Origin of the sequence: uncultured Litoreibacter sp., assembly GCF_947501785.1 — a bacterium.
Lineage (GTDB): Bacteria > Pseudomonadota > Alphaproteobacteria > Rhodobacterales > Rhodobacteraceae > Litoreibacter.
Map to the genome: position 1 here is coordinate 655,077 of NZ_CANMXB010000001.1, position 19,815 is coordinate 674,891.

20 protein-coding genes are annotated in these 19,815 nt (G+C 61.4%); 12 read left to right on the forward strand and 8 right to left on the reverse strand.

Annotated elements, in window-relative coordinates; translation table 11 throughout:
* Nucleotides 1-3 precede the first annotated feature (3 nt).
* Nucleotides 4-282, forward strand: a complete 279-nt coding sequence (locus Q0899_RS03315; RefSeq protein ID WP_298291707.1) for a hypothetical protein — start codon at nt 4-6, stop codon at nt 280-282.
* A 69-nt stretch (nt 283-351) separates the two neighbouring features.
* Here the strand turns inward: Q0899_RS03315 and Q0899_RS03320 are convergent, their stop codons facing one another.
* Nucleotides 352-1,005, reverse strand: a complete 654-nt coding sequence (locus Q0899_RS03320) for an invasion associated locus B family protein (protein ID WP_298291703.1) — start codon at nt 1,003-1,005, stop codon at nt 352-354.
* Between the two features lie 429 nt (nt 1,006-1,434).
* On the opposite strand from Q0899_RS03320, the gene Q0899_RS03325 reads away from it, so the two are divergent.
* Nucleotides 1,435-2,988 (forward strand): helicase HerA-like domain-containing protein, encoded by a 1,554-nt coding sequence (locus Q0899_RS03325; protein WP_299191084.1) that lies wholly within the window; start codon nt 1,435-1,437, stop codon nt 2,986-2,988.
* Between the two features lie 58 nt (nt 2,989-3,046).
* Here Q0899_RS03325 and Q0899_RS03330 read toward each other — a convergent pair whose 3' ends face one another.
* A complete protein-coding gene (locus Q0899_RS03330; RefSeq protein ID WP_299191085.1) occupies nt 3,047-4,054 on the reverse strand; it encodes a Fe(3+) ABC transporter substrate-binding protein in 1,008 nt (335 codons plus the stop codon).
* 75 nt (nt 4,055-4,129) lie between these two features.
* Complete coding sequence (gene mazG, locus Q0899_RS03335; protein WP_299191086.1) at nt 4,130-4,948, reverse strand: nucleoside triphosphate pyrophosphohydrolase; 819 nt, start codon at nt 4,946-4,948, stop codon at nt 4,130-4,132.
* Nucleotides 4,949-5,005: 57 nt separating this feature from the next.
* Here mazG and Q0899_RS03340 point away from each other — a divergent pair, with 57 nt between their 5' ends.
* A complete protein-coding gene (locus tag Q0899_RS03340) occupies nt 5,006-6,172 on the forward strand; it encodes a M20 aminoacylase family protein (RefSeq protein ID WP_298357965.1) in 1,167 nt (388 codons plus the stop codon).
* Between the two features lie 55 nt (nt 6,173-6,227).
* Here Q0899_RS03340 and Q0899_RS03345 read toward each other — a convergent pair whose 3' ends face one another.
* Nucleotides 6,228-6,734 carry a flavin reductase family protein gene (locus Q0899_RS03345; protein ID WP_298291688.1) on the reverse strand — a complete coding sequence of 169 codons (507 nt, stop codon included), beginning with the start codon at nt 6,732-6,734 and terminating at the stop codon, nt 6,228-6,230.
* A gap of 74 nt (nt 6,735-6,808) precedes the next feature.
* Between Q0899_RS03345 and Q0899_RS03350 the strand changes: the two genes are divergently transcribed.
* The 8 genes from Q0899_RS03350 to Q0899_RS03385 all read left to right on the forward strand — a co-directional run bounded on the left by Q0899_RS03350 (nt 6,809) and on the right by Q0899_RS03385 (nt 13,596).
* On the forward strand, nt 6,809-8,191 hold the full coding sequence (locus tag Q0899_RS03350; RefSeq protein ID WP_299191087.1) for an aminotransferase: 1,383 nt from the start codon (nt 6,809-6,811) through the stop codon (nt 8,189-8,191).
* Nucleotides 8,192-8,288: 97 nt separating this feature from the next.
* Nucleotides 8,289-9,218, forward strand: coding sequence for a lysophospholipid acyltransferase family protein (locus tag Q0899_RS03355; protein ID WP_299191088.1), 930 nt, complete (start codon nt 8,289-8,291; stop codon nt 9,216-9,218).
* The gene (locus tag Q0899_RS03360; RefSeq protein WP_298357951.1) at nt 9,199-10,011 is read left to right on the forward strand and encodes an aspartate/glutamate racemase family protein; all 813 of its coding nucleotides are present in this window, start codon (nt 9,199-9,201) and stop codon (nt 10,009-10,011) included. Before Q0899_RS03355 ends, Q0899_RS03360 begins: the two co-directional genes overlap by 20 nt.
* A 56-nt stretch (nt 10,012-10,067) precedes the next feature.
* Nucleotides 10,068-11,096, forward strand: coding sequence for an N-acetyl-gamma-glutamyl-phosphate reductase (argC, locus tag Q0899_RS03365; protein ID WP_299191089.1), 1,029 nt, complete (start codon nt 10,068-10,070; stop codon nt 11,094-11,096).
* Between the two features lie 9 nt (nt 11,097-11,105).
* Nucleotides 11,106-11,555: a cytochrome c maturation protein CcmE gene (gene ccmE / locus Q0899_RS03370; RefSeq protein ID WP_298291674.1), complete on the forward strand. Its 450-nt coding sequence runs from the start codon at nt 11,106-11,108 to the stop codon at nt 11,553-11,555.
* A gap of 84 nt (nt 11,556-11,639) precedes the next feature.
* Nucleotides 11,640-12,251 carry a holin-associated N-acetylmuramidase gene (locus tag Q0899_RS03375; RefSeq protein ID WP_299191090.1) on the forward strand — a complete coding sequence of 204 codons (612 nt, stop codon included), beginning with the start codon at nt 11,640-11,642 and terminating at the stop codon, nt 12,249-12,251.
* On the forward strand, nt 12,242-12,736 hold the full coding sequence (locus Q0899_RS03380) for a holin family protein (protein ID WP_298357946.1): 495 nt from the start codon (nt 12,242-12,244) through the stop codon (nt 12,734-12,736). The genes Q0899_RS03375 and Q0899_RS03380 overlap by 10 nt, the downstream gene beginning before the upstream one ends.
* Before the next feature lie 83 nt (nt 12,737-12,819).
* The gene (locus tag Q0899_RS03385; protein ID WP_298291665.1) at nt 12,820-13,596 is read left to right on the forward strand and encodes an enoyl-CoA hydratase-related protein; all 777 of its coding nucleotides are present in this window, start codon (nt 12,820-12,822) and stop codon (nt 13,594-13,596) included.
* Here Q0899_RS03385 and Q0899_RS03390 read toward each other — a convergent pair.
* The 4 genes from Q0899_RS03390 to gltX all read right to left on the reverse strand — a co-directional run bounded on the left by Q0899_RS03390 (nt 13,593) and on the right by gltX (nt 17,640).
* On the reverse strand, nt 13,593-14,165 hold the full coding sequence (locus Q0899_RS03390; protein ID WP_299191091.1) for a DUF2087 domain-containing protein: 573 nt from the start codon (nt 14,163-14,165) through the stop codon (nt 13,593-13,595). The genes Q0899_RS03385 and Q0899_RS03390 overlap by 4 nt on opposite strands.
* Nucleotides 14,166-14,328: 163 nt before the next feature.
* Nucleotides 14,329-14,826 (reverse strand): GNAT family N-acetyltransferase, encoded by a 498-nt coding sequence (locus Q0899_RS03395; RefSeq protein WP_298291659.1) that lies wholly within the window; start codon nt 14,824-14,826, stop codon nt 14,329-14,331.
* A gap of 36 nt (nt 14,827-14,862) precedes the next feature.
* Nucleotides 14,863-16,152: a citrate synthase gene (gene gltA / locus Q0899_RS03400; RefSeq protein ID WP_298291656.1), complete on the reverse strand. Its 1,290-nt coding sequence runs from the start codon at nt 16,150-16,152 to the stop codon at nt 14,863-14,865.
* A 78-nt stretch (nt 16,153-16,230) separates the two neighbouring features.
* Entirely contained in the window at nt 16,231-17,640 is a 1,410-nt protein-coding gene (gene gltX, locus Q0899_RS03405; RefSeq protein WP_299191092.1) for a glutamate--tRNA ligase, read from the reverse strand.
* 74 nt (nt 17,641-17,714) lie between these two features.
* Between gltX and Q0899_RS03410 the strand changes: the two genes are divergently transcribed.
* Nucleotides 17,715-19,775, forward strand: coding sequence for a ComEC/Rec2 family competence protein (locus Q0899_RS03410; protein ID WP_299191093.1), 2,061 nt, complete (start codon nt 17,715-17,717; stop codon nt 19,773-19,775).
* Nucleotides 19,776-19,815: the final 40 nt, after the last annotated feature.

Sequence of the window (19,815 nt, forward strand, 5' to 3'; positions counted from 1 at the left end):
AGCATGAGCAAGGTGCATCCGACATTTGACCCAAAGGGGTTGATCCGGGAATCTTATCGGATCGAGGGGATTACCGCGGGCGAATGCCGCTCGATCTTTCTGGATTGGGCGTTGAGCATTCCGCTTGGGCAGGACCATCCGCCGTTGATTGCCGCGCTGTTGGAGCAATATGGCGGGGCGCAACCTGATCATCCGATGACGCAGGTCCTGCGAGAGGGCGCGGCGCAGCCGTCAAAAACCGGGCGGCGTGGCGGACGGGCGGCGCGGCTGAAGCCGAACTAAACGGCGGCGCGCAAAAAAAGCGCCCCATGCCAAAGGCAGGGGCGCTCGTTACTTATCTGCCAGGCTTTGTTACTCAGCCGGCTTCGTTGCTTCCTGAACAGCGTCAAACCCGGCGGTGAAGCCAGCCAGCGAGACCGTCAATTCGACCTTCTGGTCTGGGGCCTGCGCCGGTACGACGACGATCTTGGCGGTGTTGCCGCGCTTGAACGACGCGATGTCGCCATCGGTCAGCCCGATGCGGGAGAAGCAGCCGATCTGGGTGCAGAAGGTGAAGGGGTAGACCTTGGCCTTGCCGCCATCAACCGACACCAGAACCTGTTGGGTCAGCAATGTTTCAAGCGGTGTGACAATGGTCGCGCCTGCGGCCAGCTTGTCGTCGCCCGGCAAGTTGAACAGGTTGATCTCAGCCACCGAGTTGTCGTTCTGGTCTTCCAGCAGCTGGTACAGCTGGCAGGGGTCTTTCTGGCCCTCGGGCGCGCGGATGCAGCGCAGGTCCCAATCGCCATGCTCTGACAGAACGTAGGTTTGGCCCACCTGGGCAACCTCTTGGCCGGTCGACAGGCCGTCAGCGCGTGGCGCGTCTTCTGCAGGCTCGGCCGCGGCGTCGTCAGCCGGCGCCTCGGTTGTCGTGTCAGTTGTGGTTTCCGTGGTGGTTTGAGCCGCAACAGGCGCAGCAATTGCCAGGGCGGCGCATACGGTCAGAAATTTGAAGAAATCGGACATCTTGCTTCCATACAAAGGTTAATCCTGCATTGGTTAGCATGGCTGAAAAGCCGTGTCAGGGCCGAAATGCACCATAGGCACCTTGCCGCGGGCAAAAGATTGCGCATCGTTGAAACAGTGGAAACATAGCGCCGAAATTGAAAAAAGGGTCTGATAACAGACCCTTCTTCCTATTTCTCCCCGTCGGACTGGCCGACTTATTGGGTGCGACGCTACGGCACAGTCATGCGGGCGTCAACAGTCAATGGAAGGGAAATCGTTCACGATTTTCACGAAAAAAAGGCCGTGTCACGAAGACACGGCCAGTCGACAGGGAGGAAGTGTTGCCGAACGCAGGCAACCCGGCGCACGGCGACAACGCAATCATACTGGCATAGAGAGGTTAAAAATGTATGTTCAGCGCCAGACCAATGAATTGCGGGGACGGACATGTCAGACCTTGAGGGAATTTTTGTCGGCGGCGGCGGCGAAGGCTACGGCGAAAAGCAGCATCTGCTGATGAAATATGCCAACCGCCACGGGCTGATCGCGGGCGCCACCGGCACCGGCAAGACGGTTACCCTGCAAATTCTGGCCGAAAGCTTCTCCAAGCAAGGCGTGCCGGTCTTCATGTCCGACGTCAAAGGGGACCTGTCCGGGCTGGCCGTTGCAGGCTCGCCTGATCATAAATTGCATACGCCTTTCATGGAGCGCGCTGCCAAGATTGGTTTTGCTGACTTCGACTACGAGGCGTTTCCCGTCACTTTCTGGGACCTCTACGGCGAAAAGGGCCACCCCGTGCGCACCACGGTGTCTGAAATGGGGCCTTTGCTGCTATCTCAGCTGCTGGAACTTAGCGAAGCGCAGGAAGGCATCCTGAACATCGCCTTCCGCGTCGCCGATGAAGAGGCTTTGCCGCTGCTTGATTTAAAGGACCTGCAGGCCTTGTTGGTCTGGATTGGCGAAAACGCCAAAACGCTTGCGCTGCGCTACGGCTTTGTGTCGGCCAATTCAGTCGGCGCCATCCAACGCCGCCTGCTGGTACTAGAGAACCAAGGGGCAGCAGATTTCTTCGGCGAACCGGCGCTTGATTTGGAAGACATGTTCCAGGTTGATGCGGACGGGCGCGGCCAGATCAACATCCTTGCCGCCGACAAGCTGATGGGCGCGCCGAAGCTCTATGCGACATTCCTGCTGTGGCTGCTGGCCGAATTGTTCGAGACGCTGCCAGAGATTGGCGACCCCGACAAACCGCGCTTTGTGTTCTTCTTTGACGAGGCACATCTGCTCTTTGACGGCGCGCCCAAGGCCCTCGTCGACAAGGTCGAACAGGTCGCCCGTCTGATCCGCTCCAAAGGGGTGGGCGTCTATTTCGTCACCCAAAACCCGGCAGATGTGCCCGAAGATATCCTCGGCCAGCTTGGCAACCGGGTGCAGCACGCGCTGCGGGCTTTCACCCGCAAGGACCAGAAAGACCTGCGCGCGGCGGCGGACACCTACCGCGAAAACCCGCGTTTCGACATTGAAGACGCGATCAAGGAAGTGGGCGTGGGCGAGGCCGTGACCTCGCTGCTGATCAAGAAGGGCATGCCGGGCGTGGCCGAACGCACGCTGATCCGCCCGCCATCCTCGCAGCTTGGGCCGATCACCAAGATCGAGCGCAAGGCGGTGTTGATGGAGTCCCCTGTCGCCGGAAAATACGAGGACGTGCTCGACCGTGACAGCGCGTTCGAGATGCTGGCCGACCGCGCCGCCAAAGCCGCGAAAGAGGCGGAGGAGGCCGAGGCCAAGGAAGAAGAGATGGAAGCGCGCGAGCGCGAATATCAGACGGGGCGGCGCTACACCGGCAACCGGGTCGGGCGCTCCACAACCAAACGCAAACGGTCACGGCGCGGAGATTCCGTGGGCACTGCATTCGCCAAATCCATGATGCGGTCCATCGGAACCAAGGCTGGCACCGCGCTGGTGCGCGGGGTTATGGGCAGCCTGTTCAAGGGACGCTGAACGAAAAGGGCCGCAGCTCGGGAGAAGCTGCGGCCCAAAACGCTTATTGGTCAGTCGTTTACTCGTCGAAGTTAACCTCTTCGGTGATCCGCAACGCGGCAGGGCGGTGCCCCGCAACCGTCATCAGATTGACGCCATCAGCCGTGAATTCACCCCACCCTTTGACCAGCTCCGTAGGCTCGGTGCCCGGCGCGACGGGGTATTCGTAATTCGCCTCGGCGTAGATCTCCTGCGCCTCTGGCGAGGCCAGGAATTCAATCATCTTTACGGCGGCTTCCGGGTTGGGTGACGCCTTGGTCATCGCCACGCCGGACACGTTCACATGGGTGCCGCCATCCGCGAAGGTTGGGAACACGATGCGCACGCTGTCGGCCCAGGCCTTCTGTTCATCATCTTCCAGCATTTTGCCCATGTAGTAGGTGTTGCCGACGGAGATGTCGCATTCTCCCGCCCAGATCGCTTTGACCTGCGCGCGGTCATTGCCCTGTGGTTTGCGGGCGAGGTTGTCTTTGACGCCGGACAGCCAAGCCTTGGCGCCGTCTTCGCCAGCGTGGTCAATCACGGCCGAGGTCAGCGCGACGTTATAGGCATGTGTGCCGGAGCGGGTGCAGATGCGGCCTTTCCACTTGGGATCGGCAAGATCTTCGTAGGTGGTGACCTCGCCATCGGCCACGCGGTCCTTGGAGGCGTAGATGATCCGCGCCCGTGTGGTCACGCCGAACCAGTGATTGTCGGGGTCGCGGTAAGTCTCGGGGATGTTGTCGGTCAGCGCTTCGCTTTCCACGGGCTGGGTCAGTCCAGCCTCAACAACGGCGTTCAGGCACGAGATATCGACGGTGAACACCACATCAGCGGGGGAGCGGTCGCCCTCGGCCTTCAGACGCTCGACCATGCCCTTGTTGAGGAAGACGACATTCACGTCGATGCCCGTTTCAGCCGTGAAGGCGTCGGTCAGCGGTTTGATCAATTCTGGCTGGCGGTAGGAATAGACGTTCACTTCTTCCGCAAAGGCGGGGGCGGCGAGGGCCAGGCAGGTGGTGGCAAACAGGGCGGTACGCAGGGTCATGATGTGTCCTCTGACTCGGGTTAGCGTTGCCCGTTTTATTCCTGAGTAAAATACTTTGGTCAATACCTGAATAAATTAATCGGGTTTATTTTTCTCTTCCAGCTTGGCGGCATCCCAAAGCGCATCCATCTCTTGCAGATCGGACTCGGAAGGGGTCTTCCCACGCTCATCCAGCAGCGCCTCGACCCGTTCAAAGCGGCGGGTGAATTTGGCATTGGCCGCGCGCAAGGCCTCTTCGGCGTCGACCTTCAGATGGCGGCCAAGATTGGCCACCACGAACAGAAGGTCGCCAAACTCCTCCTCAATTTCTTTTTGGGTCAACGTGTTGCGGGCCTCTGTTAGCTCGGCGGCCTCTTCGGTGATCTTGTCAATCACCTCATCGGTAGAGGGCCAGTCAAATCCAACCCGCGCGGCGCGTTTCTGCAATTTCACGGCGCGCATCAAGGCGGGCAGCCCGATGGCGACACCGTCCAACGTGCCGCCCTGCGCTTTGCCTGCGCGCTCTGCCGCTTTGATCTTTTCCCAATCGGCGGTCTGTTGCTCAGCCGATTTGTCCCGGCTTTCGTCGCCGAACACATGGGGGTGGCGGGCCACCATCTTGTCGCTGATATTGTTCGCAACAGAGGCAAAGTCGAAATGCCCGCCCTCGCTGCCCATCTGCGTGTGGTAGACCGTTTGCAGCAGTAAATCGCCCAGTTCGCCCTCCAGCTCGTCCATGTCGCCACGTTCAATGGCGTCGGCCACCTCGTAGGCCTCCTCGATCGTGTAGGGGGCAATGGAGGCAAAATCCTGCTCGATATCCCATGGGCAGCCGCTGTCAGGGTCGCGCAACCGACGCATGATCTCGATCAGGCGGTCCATGGGTTTCGTTACGTCGTAAATCAGCTCGGTCATTGCGGCGGCCTTCGGTTTGGGCGAACGTGTCGCCAACACATCACGAAGGAGCGCAACATGCCACCCGTCAACCGCATTGCCGACTACGCCGAGGACATGAAGGGCTGGCGCCGCTGGATGCACCAGAACCCCGAGCTGCAATTTGAGTGCCACAAGACGGCCGGATTCGTGGTGGAGCGGCTGAAGGAATTCGGGATCACCGATATTCATGAGGGCATCGCCACCTCCGGCGTGGTGGCCATCATTGAGGGGCAGGGCGACGGGCCGACGATTGGGCTGCGCGCCGATATGGACGCCCTGCCGATCCTTGAGGCCACAGGGCTGGACTATGCGTCCAAGGAAGACGGCAAGATGCATGCCTGCGGCCATGATGGGCACACCACCATGTTGTTGGGCGCGGCGCGCTACCTTGCGGAGACGCGCAACTTTTCCGGCCGCGTGGCGCTGATCTTCCAGCCCGCGGAAGAGGGCGGCGGCGGCGCTGGGGTGATGGTGGAAGAAGGCATCATGGACCGGTTCGATATCGCGCAGATATACGCCATCCACAACACGCCGGGCCACACGCCCGGCTCGTTTTATACCACGCCCGGCGCGATCATGGCGGCGGCCGACACGTTCCACATTCATGTCAAAGGGCAGGGCGGGCATGGGGCTTACCCCAACGAGTGCAAGGATCCGGTCGTGGCGGCAGTGGCCGTTTGCAACGGGCTGCAGACCATCGTGTCACGCAACCGAAAGGGGCTGGACGATCTGGTGGTCTCGGTCACGCAGATCCACACGGGCACGATTGATAACGTCATCCCCGACACCGCCTATCTGAACGGCACCGTGCGCACCTTTGACAAAGGCATTCAGCAGATGGTGATCGACCGGATGCAGGCGATATGCGACGGCGTGGCGCAGGCCTATGACGTCGAGGTCGTCTTTGACTTTGAGAAAGGGTACCCGCCTACGATCAACCATGCCCAGCAGGCAAAATTTGCCGCTGAGGTTGCGCGGGATGTGGCTGGGGAAGCGGGCGTGATTGGCGACGCGGGCCCAGAAATGGGGGCGGAAGACTTTGCCTATATGCTGGAGGAGCGCCCCGGCGCGTATCTGTTCCTGGGCCAGGGCGACGGGGCTGGGCTGCATCACCCCGAATACAATTTCAACGACGACGTCGCGCCTTACGGCGCGAGCTTCTTTGCCAAGCTGGTTGAAGCCGCGCAGCCGCTACAAAAATGAGCGCTGCGCGCCCGCTTATTTTTATTGGGGCTCCGCCCCAAACCCCGGAGTATTTTCAACCAGCTGGAGGGGTCAGGGACCGGTAGGCGCGGTTGCCATAGAGCAGCGGCTTGCCATCGGCATGTTTGACGGCGTGCACCGCGCCGATCATGACGTGATGGGTGCCGATACGCTCGTGGCTTTGCAGCTTGCAGTCGAACGTGGCAAGCGCGCTGTCCAGGACGGGCGCCCCCGTCACGAGCGGCGCAAAGCTGGCGACATTGAACTTTGAGCCGCCCTCTACCGGGCTGCGGCTGGCAAACACATTGGCAATGTCCTGCTGCCCCTGCTGCAGCGCATTCACGCAGAAACAGCCGTTCTTGAGGATGGCGGCCGTGGCCGATGCCTCGTGGTGCAAACAGACCAGCATCGTGGGCGCATCGCCATCCGCTGACACACTGGACATGGCCGACACGGTCGCGCCCGCTTGCCCCGCCAGGCCGTCGGTTGTGACGATGGTGACGGTGGACACCAGGCTGCTCATGGCGTCGATGAAGTCTGATTTGAGGGTCGCGTCGGGCATGGGGTCTCTTTGCCCCGCATATCGGTGCGGCGCAAGTCTTGCATTGTCGGATTGGCTGGCTCAGGGTGCCGGACATGAACAGACCTGCGATCAATGACCCCGCGCTGCTGGATCAGGCCCATGCCCTGCATCCCTGGACCCATTTCGAAAGTTTTGCGGCGACGCCCCCGCTGGTGATGGACAGGGGCGAGGGGTGCTGGCTGTGGGACCAGTCGGGGCGCAAATACCTCGATGCTGTGGGCGGGTTGTGGTGCACCAATATCGGGCTGGGCCGCAGGGACATGGCGGATGTGATCGCCGCGCAGGCGGTGAAACTGGCCTATTCCAACACGTTCGTGGATTTGACCCATGACCCGGCGGCGCTGCTGGCGGCGAAACTGGCCGACATCGCGCCCGGGGATTTGAACCGCGTGCAATTCACCACCGGCGGGTCCACGGCGATCGACAGCGCGTACCGGATGGCGATTTATTATCACCGCTGCCGGGGCGAGATGGACCGCACCCATGTGATTGCCCGCGACGACAGCTACCACGGCTCGACCTTTGCCAGCATCTCCATCGGCCAGCGGTCGGGCGACAAAGTGCCGGAGTTTCACTACAAGACGGACGGCATCCACCATCTCTCCAGCCCAAACCTGTACCGGCGCCCTGACGGCATGGACGAGGACGCGTTTCGCGACCATCTGGTGGCGGAGTTCGAGGCAAAGATTGCTGAGATCGGCGCAGACAAGGTTGCGGCGTTTTTTGCAGAGCCTATTCAGGCCTCGGGCGGGGTGATCGTCCCGCCCAAGGGCTATTTGCGCGCCATGTCGGAGGTCTGTCAGCGCCACGGCATCCTGTTCATCGCCGACGAGGTGGTGACGGGCTTCGGGCGGCTCGGGCATTGGTTTGCGTCCCGCGACTTGTTCGACGTGCAGCCCGACATGATCTGCAGCGCCAAGGGCCTCAGCTCCGGCTACCAGCCCATCGGCGCGTTGATCTTTTCGGACCGCATATGGGAGGCGATGCAGGGTGATCGGTGGTACGCGTCGGGTTTCACCTATTCGGGCCACCCCGTGGCCTGCGCGGCGGCGCTGAAGAATATCGAGATCATCGAGGATGAGGGGCTCTTGGCCCATGCCGCGGAAGTCGGCTCCTATTTCCAAAGCCGCCTCGCGCCGCTGGCCGAACTGCCGCTGGTGGGCGACGTGCGCGGGCAAGCGCTGATTGCCTGCGTCGAAAACGTGGCGGACAAGGAGACAAAAGCGCTGCTGCCGGACGAACTGAACGTGGGCAAACGCATAGGCAACGCGGCGGAGACCCGCGGGCTGATGGTGCGCCCCATCGGGCATCTGAATGTCATGTCGCCCGCGTTGATCATCACGCAGGATCAGGTTGATTTCACCGTCGACACGTTGGCGCAATCGATCACAGAGGTGGCGGACCAGCTGGTCCGCGAAGGGGTTAAGGTGGGCTGATTGGCGCTTGTCGCGGCCGACCCGATGGGCCTCTGTTTTTGTAATCTCAAACGGCAACCGTCATCACTCTGACACGCGGACGGGCCACTCTCTTTCCATGTTCCAAAATATCCCCGCCGGAGGCATTTCCCCTATGGGCCACGCGACACGTGACATCAGCTACGCCCATTCGGCGCAAACCAGGGCCGGGCGGGCCCTCATCCGCACGATGGAGAACGCGACAGGTCGCATCGCCTTGATCAAACGCGCGCGCGGCTACGAGCAGGAGGTTGCGCGGGGCGCCGACTTCTGGTCCGTGATGGTCCGGCGCTATGGCCTTAGCCTGGATTGTGCGGGCGGCACCCTCGACAATATTCCCAAAGACGGCCCCGTGATCGCGATTGCAAACCACCCGTTTGGCATTCTCGATGGGCTGATGATGGGGCAAATCCTCAACCGCACCCGGGGTGACTTCCGCATTCTGGCAAATGACGTGTTCGGCAAGGCGCAAGATATCAACCGGGTTATCCTGCCAATCAGCTTTGACGAGACGCGGCAGGCCGTGGCGCAAAACATTGCGACCCGCAGGGAGGCGCTCAATTACATGGGCAACGGCGGCGCCATAGGCATCTTCCCGGGCGGCACCGTGTCCACCGCGGCCAGGCCGTTCAGCGCGCCGATGGACCCGGGTTGGCGCAGCTTCACCTCCAAGCTGATCACCCGGTCCGGGGCGCAGGTGGTGCCGATCTACTTTGAAGGCCGAAACTCGCGGCTGTTCCAATTGGCAAGCCATGCGCATCAGACGTTGCGGCTTGGCCTGCTGATGAACGAGTTCAAGCGGCAGGTCGACAAGCCGGTCCGGGTCGTGATCGGGTCGCCTATCGCGACCGCTGCATTGGACAATTTCCGCCATGACCCCAAAGCAATGATGGATTTCCTGCGCCAGTCCACCTATGACCTGTCCCCAACGCCCATGGCCCCCGCGCCATATGGGTTTGAGTTTGTGGAAAAGCACAGAAGGGCGGCTCATGGCGGTCGGCATTTTTGACAGCGGATTGGGCGGGCTGACCGTCTTCGACCAGGTGGCCAAGGACATGGCCGACCTGCCGGTGTGCTATTTCGCCGACAGCGCCAACACGCCCTACGGCGTGCGCACGGCGGATGACATCTACAAGCTGACCTGTGACGCCACGCAAGCCATGTTCGATCATGGCTGCAATCTGGTGATCCTGGCCTGTAACACGGCGTCAGCCGCAGCGTTGCGGCGGATGCAGGAAAACTGGGTGCCGCGCGACAAACGGGTGCTGGGTGTGTTTGTCCCGATGATCGAGGCGCTGACCGAGCGCAACTGGGGCGACAACTCGCCGCCGCGCGAGGTGGATGTGAAACATGTGGCGCTGTTTGCGACGCCAGCCACCGTGGCGTCGCGCGCGTTCCAGCGCGAACTGGCCTTCCGCGCCATCGGCGTGGATGTCGAGGCGCAGCCCTGCGGCGGCTTGGTCGACGCTTTGGAGGACGGGGACGAAATGCTGGCCGAGGCGCTGGTGCGCTCTCATGTGGACGCGTTGAAGCGGCGGATGCCGCATCCGCAAGCCGCTATCCTTGGCTGCACGCATTACCCGTTGATGCAAAAGACCTTTCAGGACGCGCTGGGCAAGGACGTCAAGGTCTACAGCCAGGCAAATCTGGTCTCCGCCAGCTTGGGTGATTACCTCAAGCGGCATCCCGACATGCTGGGCGAGGGCAAAGACAGCGTGTTCCTGACCACCGGCGACCCACGCCAGGTCACCGACCGCGCCACACAGTTCTTGCGACGAAAGATCACGTTCACCGCGGCCTGATTGCCGCGACCGCATCTTTCTTCTAAACCACGACCAAATTCGCAAGGAGTCACCTGATGACCCACAATATCGCCATTCTCGGCGCGTCCGGCTACACGGGCGCGGAACTTGTTCGGCTGATCGCCACCCATCCCTCAATGACCATCGCCGCCCTGTCTGCCGACCGCAAGGCGGGTATGGATATGGCCGACGTCTTCCCGCATCTGCGTCATCTGCTGCTGCCCACGCTGGTCAAAATCGACCAGATCGACTTCACTGAGATCGACCTGTGCTTCTGCGCCTTGCCGCATAAGACCTCGCAGGAGATCATCTCGAAGCTGCCGAAAACTCTGAAAATCGTGGACCTGTCCGCCGACTTCCGGCTGCGCGACCCAGAGGCTTACGCCCAATGGTACGGCAATGAACATTCCGCCAAGGACATCCAGCCTGAGGCCGTCTACGGCCTGACCGAGTTCTACCGCGATGACATCGCCAAGGCCCGGTTGGTCGCGGGCACTGGCTGCAACGCGGCCACTGGCCAATTCGCCCTGCGTCCGCTGATTGCGGCGGGGCTCATCGACCTTGACGAAATCATCATGGACCTGATCTGCGGCGTCTCCGGCGCGGGGCGGTCACTTAAGGAAAACCTGCTGCATGCAGAACTGTCCGAAGGCTCCAACGGCTACGCGGTCGGCGGCACGCACCGGCATCTGGGCGAGTTTGACCAAGAATTCTCGGCCGTTGCGGGCAGGGAGGTTAAGATCCAGTTCACGCCACATCTTGCGCCGATGAACCGGGGTATTCTGGCGACCTGCTATGTCAAAGGCGACGCGGATACGATGCACAAGGCGCTCGTTAAAGCTTATAGCGCTGAGCCTTTCGTCGAGGTTTTGCCGTTCGGCCAAACGCCCTCTACTCATCATGTGCGCGGCTCCAACTTCGTGCATATCGGCGTCACCGCCGACCGGATCGAGGGGCGCGCAATTGTCATCGCCGCCCTCGACAACCTCACCAAAGGTTCATCCGGGCAGGCGTTGCAAAACGCAAATCTGATGTTAGGTCTCGATGAAACCCTGGGGCTGATGCTGGCCCCCGTGTTCCCGTAAAGGACCAATATGCGCGGATTGAAGAAACAACGCCGTATCCAAATCATCGCCGTGGCGGTCGTCGCTTTGACCTTGGCCACGGTGGTGATTGGCTTCGCCTTGAGGGACGGCATCAATTACTTTTACTCGCCGACGCAGGTGGCCGAGAACCCGCCATCCGCCGCCGAAACCTTTCGCATCGGCGGGCTGGTGGTGGAAGACAGCATCGTCAATGGGGAGGGATTCGCCTTCACCTTCACCGTCACCGACGGCAACGCCGAAATCCCGGTGGCCTATATCGGGGACGAGCCGCGCCCGGATCTGTTCGAAGAAGGCCAGGGCACTGTGGCCACCGGAAACTACGTGAACAACGTCTTTCAAGCTCATACGATCTTTGCAAAACATGACGAAACCTACATGCCGGTCGAAGTCATTGACGCGCTGAAGGCGCAGGGCGTGTACCAAGAGCCGGACGCCTGACGCAACACCCACCGAACGCTGCCGTATCAAGGCGTTAACCATTCCGGCGCAGCTTCTCCCCCGAACCAAGCGGGAGCAGCGCAGATGCAGACGATCCAGGAAATCACCAACGACATTCTCCGCTCGGAAGGCGGGTATGTGAATGATCCCGACGATCCGGGCGGGGCCACCAATCACGGTGTGACGATCCACACAATGAGGCGTCTCGGGCTTGATCTGACCGGCGACGGGCAGGTGACAGCGGCGGATGTGAAGCAGCTCAGCCGCGCGCAGGCGGGCGACATCTTCATCGACCATTACTACCGCGCCCCGCGCATCAACGCGCTGCCCGAGCCGCTGCAGGCTTCGGTCTTTGATATGTATGTCAATGCGGGCTCCAACGCGGTGAAAATTCTGCAAGGCCTGCTGTCTGACATGGGCCACGACATCAAACGCGACGGCAAGATTGGCCCTCAAACCGTGCGGGTCTGCTTTGCCGCCTTTGAGGAGGCGGAGGATTATCTGGTCGACGCCTATGGCATCGCCCGGCGCAATTATTACTACGCCATTGGCGACCGCCGCCCGGCCTCGCGCAAATATGCGCGGCGCAGGGATGGGGGCAAAGGCGGCTGGATCACCCGGGCGGAAAGGTTCATCAGCCCAGACTACCATCTGACGGCCTCGCAACACCGCGAAAGGACCGCGTCATGGGGGTAATCCGCGAAATACTTGGCGGCGGCGCCCGTGATCTGACGCTGGCCGTGGGGCAGGTTGCTGATGGATTCCGCCCCAATGCGACACAAGCCATGCAAAATGGGCACGAGGCCTATATCGCCGCCCTTGGCCAACACGGCACCGAATTTCGATACGGCCGTCAGGGCTGGTTCGACAGCCTGATGAACGGCTTCAACCGCCTGCCGCGCCCGATGTTGGCGCTGGGCACCATCGGCCTGTTCATCTTTGCAATGGTGGATCCTGCGGGGTTCGCGCCGCGGATGCAGGGATTGGCCCTCGTGCCCGACCCGCTTTGGTGGCTGCTTGGGGCCATTGTCAGCTTCTATTTCGGCGCGCGGGAGCTGCATTACGCCCGTAGGCCACGCTCACAAACGCCGCGCGCAGAAGCTGCGCGGACAAAGCGCCAAAGCGGAAAACCAAGCACAAACGCAGCCTTAGAAGCATGGAGGGCCAGACGCGGCGGCTAAAGTTGCTAAATGACGGGAGGTTCCCCTTTTCTAAACCGATTAGTTCGCTATTGTCGCGCTAACGGCAAAGAGAGGCCTCCCACATGCAATATGACACCCTCAAATTTTCGGTGCGCAACAACACCGCCATCATCGAGTTTTCGCGCCCCGACGTTATGAACGCTTTGAATACTCAGATGCGGGCCGAAATCCTGCATGCGGTGAAGGCGGCGGAAAAAGAGGCGCGCGTCCTGGTGATGACCGGCAAGGGCCGCGCTTTTTGTTCGGGCCAAGATCTGGGCGACCGGGCGACGGTGGCCAATATTGATCTCGAACGCACGTTGCGCGACGAATATGTGCCAATGCTGATGGCGATTTACGACTGCAAAATCCCTACCATTTCTGCGGTGAACGGCGCGGCTGCGGGGGCAGGGGCCAATCTCGCGCTTGCGGCCGATGTGGTGATCGCCACCGAAAGCGCGGTGTTTCTGCAGGCATTCAGCCGCATCGGCCTGATCCCTGATGCCGGCGGCACCTACTTTTTGCCGCGCCAGATCGGGTTGCCCAAGGCCATGGGCGCCGCTTTGTTTGCGGAACCCGTGACCGCGCAGCAGGCGTCCGACTGGGGCATGATCTGGGAAGCCGTCCCCGACGACCAGTTCGAAACCGTCTGGAAAGACCGCGCGGCGCAATTGGCAAACGGCCCCACGGTCGCCTACCAACGCGCCAAGCAGGCCCTGCGCAAGACCTATGACAACACGCTGGAAAAGCAGCTGATGCTGGAGGCCAAGTATCAGGGCGAGCTGGGCAAATCCCACGACTTCCGCGAAGGTGTGCTTGCCTTCCTCGACAAGCGCGCCGCGGGATTTGAAGGGCGCTAGGCCTTAAAGGCGGGCCTGCCGCCGCCAATCGGGTCACGCATCGCTGCATGTTTGCGTTCTGACACCGCCCGGATCAGCGCGCGTTCCAACGGGGAAGGCTTGCGTTCCACCCGCCGGTAGATCGAACCGTCCCGTTCCCGGGTGACCATGTTATGCTCGATCAGGCAGCGGCGCAGCAACACGTGGTCGCCAAACACCTCACCCGATTTCAGCACCGCGTTGACCTCTTTCTCGGTCAAATCACGCCGCGCGGGCAGGGTGGCCCAGAAGATCGCAAGACACAGACCCTGTACCGAGGTTTTCAAAGGCCATCGGGTCAACTGACCCTCCAGATCAAACACTCGCAACGCGTCGCGCAAGCGGCGTTCCTCCAGCTCGGTGAAGGCGGCCTCGGGCGCAGGTAGCCCAAACTCGGCCTTCAGGACCTGATGGTTGCGGTATCCCGCCGCCTTGGCGACAAGCGACAGCATATTGGCATGGCCGGGCGGTTCATCCGGCCAGTGTTTGCGCAAGGCGCGCGCGAATTGAGAAACATCCTCGATCACGAGGGGAATTGGGTGTGATGACATCTGGTCAACCTCCGATAAACGCGTCCGAAAGTGGTCGAGAGCCGCCATTGTCGACCGGAACGCCTGGTATCAGGGCTGATCGGTCTAAGGTCTTCAAAACAGGTTTTAGCGTGGCCCATACGGGCTGGCGGCGTCTGGGCATCCTGTCGGCCCGTGTCGCCATCTACCGCGCAAAATCATCCCGCGCAAGGGCCAGATACACGCTGTCGGTCCAAACGCCGTCCACGCAAAAGGTGTTCTTGGCGGTGCCGGTCACCTGAAAGCCCACGGCTTTCAAAAGTCCCACGGACCCTTCATTCCTGGGGTCGGCGTCGGCGGTCAGCGTGTCTGTGTTCAAAGTGTCAAACAGCCACGGGATCAACACCGTCAGCGCCTCCCGCATCAACCCTTTGCGCCAATGGGCACGGTGCAGAATGAAACCGATCTCGGCGTCTTGATGGACCCCGGCGGTCCCGACGGCACGCCCTTCATGCTCAAGGACAAAGTAGGTTTGTGGTTCTGCCCGCATCATGCCCATCACCCGTTTGGCGGTCACTGGGACGTCTTGATCCGGCGGGCTGTCCCAGTAGCGCATCGTCTCGGCGTCGCCGTAAACCTCAAACAGGTCGCCCGCGTCCTCAGCGCGGGCAGGGCGGATCAGCAGGCGGTCGGTGTTCAGCATTCCACGAAAAAGGCCACCCGAAGGTGGCCCAATCTCTTAGCGGTTTTCGATGTCGACATAGTCGCGCAGGGTGGCGCCCTTGTACAACTGGCGCGGCCGGCCGATTTTCATCTTCGGGTCGGCAATCATTTCCTTCCACTGCGAAATCCAGCCCACGGTGCGCGACAGCGCGAAGATCGGCGTGAACATCGAGGTGGGGAAGCCCATCGCCTCCAGAATGATGCCGGAATAGAAGTCCACATTCGGGAACAGCTTCTTCTCGGCGAAGTACGGATCGGCAAGCGCCTGCTTCTCCAACTCAATCGCGACCTGCAAGATCGGGTTGTTCTCAACGCCCAGAAGCTCAAGCACCTCGTCGGCGGATTGCTTCATGACAACCGCACGCGGGTCGAAGTTCTTGTAGACCCGGTGGCCAAAGCCCATCAGGCGGTAGCTGTCATTCTTGTCCTTCGCACGCGCGATGAATTCAGGAATGCGGTCAACCGTGCCAATTTCCTTCAGCATCTCAAGGCAGGCCTGGTTCGCGCCGCCATGGGCCGGGCCCCAGAGGCAGGCAATGCCAGCGGCAATACAGGCGAACGGGTTCGCGCCCGAAGACGAGGCCAACCGCACAGTCGAGGTCGAGGCGTTTTGTTCATGATCCGCATGCAGCGTGAAGATACGGTCCATTGCGCGGCTCAGGATCGGGTTCACCTGATAATCCTCGCACGGCACCGAGAAGCACATGCGCAGGAAGTTGGACGCGTAATCCAGATCGTTGCGCGGGTACACAAATGGCTGCCCGATGGTGAATTTATACGCCATGGCCGCAATCGTCGGCATCTTCGCGATCATCCGGATCGAGGCCACTTCGCGCTGATGCGCGTCATGGATGTCGGTCGAATCGTGGTAGAAGGCCGACATCGCGCCGACCACGCCGTTCATGATCGCCATCGGGTGCGCGTCACGACGGAAACCACGGAATAAGAACATCATCTGCTCGTGGATCATCGTGTGGTTGGTCACGAGGCTTTCAAACTCTTCCAGCTGCGCGACGGAAGGCAGCTCGCCGTAAAGCAGCAGGTAGCACACTTCCAGGTAATGCGATTTCTCGGCCAGCTGGTCGATCGGGTAGCCACGGTGCAGCAGCTCGCCTTTGCCGCCATCGATATAAGTGATGGTCGAGTCGCAGGCGGCGGTCGAGGTGAAGCCGGGGTCATAGGTGAACACGTCGGCCTGGCCGTAAAGCTTCGAGATGTCGATGACATCAGGACCGGCGGTCGGCGAATACATCGGCAACTCGATAGATTTGTCGCCAAAAGTCAGCGTCGCGGTTTTGTCAGCCATGGTGCACCCTTTCTAAGTGTCTGGGACCCGTCAGCGCGGTCGCCAAAGGTCCGTCGTGATATATTCCACTGGGTCCAATCAGGATCCGGCAGACGCATCTTCCAGTCGGGCGAGGGTTTCCTCTTTCCCGATCAGCATCATCATGTCGAAGACACTGGGAGTGGCGGCGCGTCCGGAAAGTGCTGCCCGCAAGGGTCCGGCCAATTTGCCAAATCCCATCTCTTTGCTGGCGGCATATTCGCCCAACACGCCTTCAAGCGTTTCTCGGGACCAACTAGCAGTTTGCAGCTGCGGCGTCAATTCCTTCAGTATACCACGGGATACCGAATCCAGATGTTTCGCGGCTTTCTCATCCGGCGTGAACGGGCGGCTGCCAATGGCGAAATGCGCCTTATCCAGAAGGGTTCCGAGTGTTTTGGCGTTGGTCTTTAGCAGGGGCAATGCCGCGCGCAATGCATCTTGCTGCACCTGCGAAAGCGGCGCACAATTGGTGTGCGCCATAAATGTTGCCACATCTGCCATCAGGGTCTCGTCACTGCTCATCGCGATCTGATGCCCGTTAATGTTTTCCATTTTCTTAAAATCCAGCCGCGCGGGTGCTTTTCCGACGCCGCTGAGGTCAAACCACTCCCGCGCTTGCGCGTCGCTGAACACTTCGTCATCGCCATGGCTCCAGCCCAGCCGCGCCAGGTAGTTGCGCAGACCAGCGGGTGTGTAGCCCATGTCGCGATAGGCCTCGATGCCCAGATCGCCGTGCCGTTTCGACAGCTTCTTGCCGTCCGGGCCGTGGATCAGCGGAATATGCGCAAAGGTAGGCAGATCCCACCCCATCGCCGTGTAGATCATCGACTGCCGTGCCGCGTTCGCCAGATGGTCGTCGCCGCGCACCACATGGGTCACGCCCATATCGTGGTCGTCGACCACCACCGCCAGCATATAGACCGGCGTCCCTTCGGAGCGCAGCAGCACCATGTCGTCCAGCGTTTCCGCCTTCCAGGTGACCTCGCCCTGCACGGCGTCTTTGATGGTTATCGCACCTTCCTGCGGCGCCTTCACACGCACCACAAAGGGCAGGTCCGGATGATCCGCTTCCGCCACATCCCGCCAGGGGGAGCGGAACAAGGTAGAGGTCCCAGCCTCCTTCGCTTGCTCGCGAAACGCTGCAATCTCGTCCTGGGTGGAGAAGCATTTATACGCGGTGCCATTGGCCAGCATCTCATGCGCGACGGCCGCATGCCGGTCGGCGCTTTCAAACTGCGAGACCGCGTCGCCGTCCCAATCAAGTCCCAGCCAGGTCAGCCCGTCGGTGATGGCCTGCACCGCCTCCGGCGTATACCGCGCGCGGTCGGTGTCTTCGATGCGCAGCACAAACTTGCCGCCGCGCCCGCGCGCGTAAAGCCAGTTGAACAGCGCCGTCCGCGCGCCGCCGATATGCAGATACCCGGTCGGAGACGGGGCAAAGCGGGTGACAACGGGGGCGTCGGACATGGGCGATTAACCTTTTGGAAACCAAGACAAAGCATGCTGTTAAGCACTGTTCCGAGCGTGTTTAGGCTGGTCTGATGGTGGAAACAAGTGCCGCAAAGCCGACCTTTCATGCCTCTCGCGGCATGGCGGTGCAGGCCTTGGCGCGCGGTCATTTCTTCATTTGGCTTCCGGTGTTTTTTGCCTGTGGCGTGGGCTGCTATTTCGCGCTGCGGGTGGAGCCGGACTGGCGCATCTACCCCACGCTGATGGCAGCGGGGCTGGCCTTGCCCTTGGCTCTGCGCCACATGGGGGCAGCGTTGCCGGTCGCCTGGACGCTGTGCTTTGTGGCGCTTGGTTTTTCTGTCGCGGGCTTTCAGGCGCATCGCGTCGCCGCACCCATCCTCGAATACCGCTACTACGGCCCGATCGAGGGCAGGGTGGTTGGCATTGACCGCTCGGCCTCGGGAAAGCTGCGCCTGACGCTGGATCAGGTGCGCCTTGACCGCGTGGCCCCCGCCAAACGCCCCGAACGGGTGCGGGTCTCCCTGCACGGAGAGCAGCCGTATCTCGACCCAAAGCCCGGCCAGATTGTGATGATGACCGGCCACCTGTCGCCACCCTCCGGCCCGGTGGAGCCTGGCGGCTTTGACTTCCAACGCCACGCTTTCTTTGCCCAGCTTGGCGGCGTCGGCTACACCCGTACACCCGCGCTGCTGCAAAGCCCCGCCGATAACCGCGCCGCGCGGCTCCGTATCTTCCAAATTCGTATGACGCTGTCGGCGGCGATCACGTCAAGATTGCCGGGGCGCGAAGGTGCCTTTGCCACGGCCATCCTGACCGGCGATCGTTCCTCTATCGACCAAACCGCATTGGATGCGCTACGCGCCTCCAATCTGGCGCATCTCCTGGCGATCTCGGGGCTGCATATGGGGCTCTTGACGGGGGTGGTCTTCGCCATGGTCCGGCTGGGCTTCGCGCTGCATCAACCCAGCGCAATGCGCGCCAATCCGAAGAAAATCGCCGCTGTCGTCGCGTTTTTTGCGGGTGTGACCTATCTGGCCCTCTCGGGCGCAAACGTCGCCACGCAACGCGCCTTTGTGATGGTCGCGGTGATGCTGCTGGCCGTCTGTCTGGACCGCCGGGCGCTGACGCTCAGGGCCGTGGCTGTGGCTGCGTTGATTGTGCTGGTGATCAGCCCTGACAGCCTTGCCGGGCCGGGCTTCCAGATGTCTTTCGCGGCCACGACGGCGCTGGTCGCGGTCTTCGCCGAGATACGTGACCGGCAACTGATGATCGGTTGGCCCAAATGGGCGCGCAACGTGGCATCGCTGGTGATCTCATCGGCCATTGCAGGTGTGGCCACGGCTCCATTTGGGGCGCTGCATTTCAATCAAATGGCGCAATGGGGGTTGGTGGCCAACCTGGCCTCCGTCCCGGTGATGGGGCTGGTTGTGATGCCCGGGGCGGTGCTGGCGGCGGTGCTGACGCCCTTCGGTCTGGAACAACTGGGCCTCGAAATCATGCGTCTGGGTCTGCGATGGATCCTTTTCGTGGCCGAGACCGTCGCGAGTTGGGACACCGCCCTGCGCTTGATCCCGTCACCCGGTCCGATTGTGCTGCCCTTGCTGGGGCTTGGCGGAGCGTTGTTGTGCTTGCTGCAATCGCGGTTGCGTCTCTCAGGTGCGTTGGTGCTGGTCTTGGCCGGGTGGCTTTGGTCCATGACCGAGCGGCCCGATTTACTTGTCTCGGACACGGGCACCTTAATCGGTCTGAACAGCCCGAAGGGCCGTGTGCTGAACAAGCCCAAAGGCGACGGCTTCGTCGCAGGCGCATGGTTGGAAAATGATGGCGACAGCGCGGATCAGGAACGCGCCAGTGCGCGCGGCGACTTTACCCGAAATGAGGCGCGCATTCGGCTTGGGGCGCACATGGTCCATTTCCTGACGGAAAAGGAGATTACCCCGACCGATTTGTCACAATTCTGCGCCAAGGCCGACCTGCTTATCTTGCCAAACATTGCAGAGCAGCCCGACTGCGCAGCCATCACACGATCCACGCTTCGCCAGTCAGGATCGTTGGCCATCAGCGACACTGAAACCGGCCTTGGTATCGTGACAAGCAACGACGTTCGGGGCGCCCGCCTTTGGGTGCGCTAACCAACGAAAAAGGCCGCCTGCGTGACGCAAGCGGCCTTCA

Excerpts from the sequence above, each read along its gene's own strand:
- argC (WP_299191089.1), top strand. The coding sequence starts at position 10,068 with ATGACCCACAATATCGCCATTCTCGGCGCGTCCGGCTACACGGGCGCG.
- Q0899_RS03375 (WP_299191090.1), top strand. The coding sequence starts at position 11,640 with ATGCAGACGATCCAGGAAATCACCAACGACATTCTCCGCTCGGAAGGC.
- Q0899_RS03340 (WP_298357965.1), top strand. The coding sequence starts at position 5,006 with ATGCCACCCGTCAACCGCATTGCCGACTACGCCGAGGACATGAAGGGC.
- Q0899_RS03385 (WP_298291665.1), top strand. The coding sequence starts at position 12,820 with ATGCAATATGACACCCTCAAATTTTCGGTGCGCAACAACACCGCCATC.
- ccmE (WP_298291674.1), top strand. The coding sequence starts at position 11,106 with ATGCGCGGATTGAAGAAACAACGCCGTATCCAAATCATCGCCGTGGCG.
- Q0899_RS03320 (WP_298291703.1), bottom strand. The coding sequence starts at position 1,005 with ATGTCCGATTTCTTCAAATTTCTGACCGTATGCGCCGCCCTGGCAATT.
- gltX (WP_299191092.1), bottom strand. The coding sequence starts at position 17,640 with ATGTCCGACGCCCCCGTTGTCACCCGCTTTGCCCCGTCTCCGACCGGG.
- gltA (WP_298291656.1), bottom strand. The coding sequence starts at position 16,152 with ATGGCTGACAAAACCGCGACGCTGACTTTTGGCGACAAATCTATCGAG.
- Q0899_RS03395 (WP_298291659.1), bottom strand. The coding sequence starts at position 14,826 with ATGCTGAACACCGACCGCCTGCTGATCCGCCCTGCCCGCGCTGAGGAC.
- Q0899_RS03325 (WP_299191084.1), top strand. The coding sequence starts at position 1,435 with ATGTCAGACCTTGAGGGAATTTTTGTCGGCGGCGGCGGCGAAGGCTAC.
- Q0899_RS03315 (WP_298291707.1), top strand. The coding sequence starts at position 4 with ATGAGCAAGGTGCATCCGACATTTGACCCAAAGGGGTTGATCCGGGAA.
- Q0899_RS03410 (WP_299191093.1), top strand. The coding sequence starts at position 17,715 with ATGGTGGAAACAAGTGCCGCAAAGCCGACCTTTCATGCCTCTCGCGGC.
- Q0899_RS03355 (WP_299191088.1), top strand. The coding sequence starts at position 8,289 with ATGTTCCAAAATATCCCCGCCGGAGGCATTTCCCCTATGGGCCACGCG.
- Q0899_RS03360 (WP_298357951.1), top strand. The coding sequence starts at position 9,199 with ATGGCGGTCGGCATTTTTGACAGCGGATTGGGCGGGCTGACCGTCTTC.
- Q0899_RS03350 (WP_299191087.1), top strand. The coding sequence starts at position 6,809 with ATGAACAGACCTGCGATCAATGACCCCGCGCTGCTGGATCAGGCCCAT.
- mazG (WP_299191086.1), bottom strand. The coding sequence starts at position 4,948 with ATGACCGAGCTGATTTACGACGTAACGAAACCCATGGACCGCCTGATC.
- Q0899_RS03330 (WP_299191085.1), bottom strand. The coding sequence starts at position 4,054 with ATGACCCTGCGTACCGCCCTGTTTGCCACCACCTGCCTGGCCCTCGCC.
- Q0899_RS03380 (WP_298357946.1), top strand. The coding sequence starts at position 12,242 with ATGGGGGTAATCCGCGAAATACTTGGCGGCGGCGCCCGTGATCTGACG.
- Q0899_RS03390 (WP_299191091.1), bottom strand. The coding sequence starts at position 14,165 with ATGTCATCACACCCAATTCCCCTCGTGATCGAGGATGTTTCTCAATTC.
- Q0899_RS03345 (WP_298291688.1), bottom strand. The coding sequence starts at position 6,734 with ATGCCCGACGCGACCCTCAAATCAGACTTCATCGACGCCATGAGCAGC.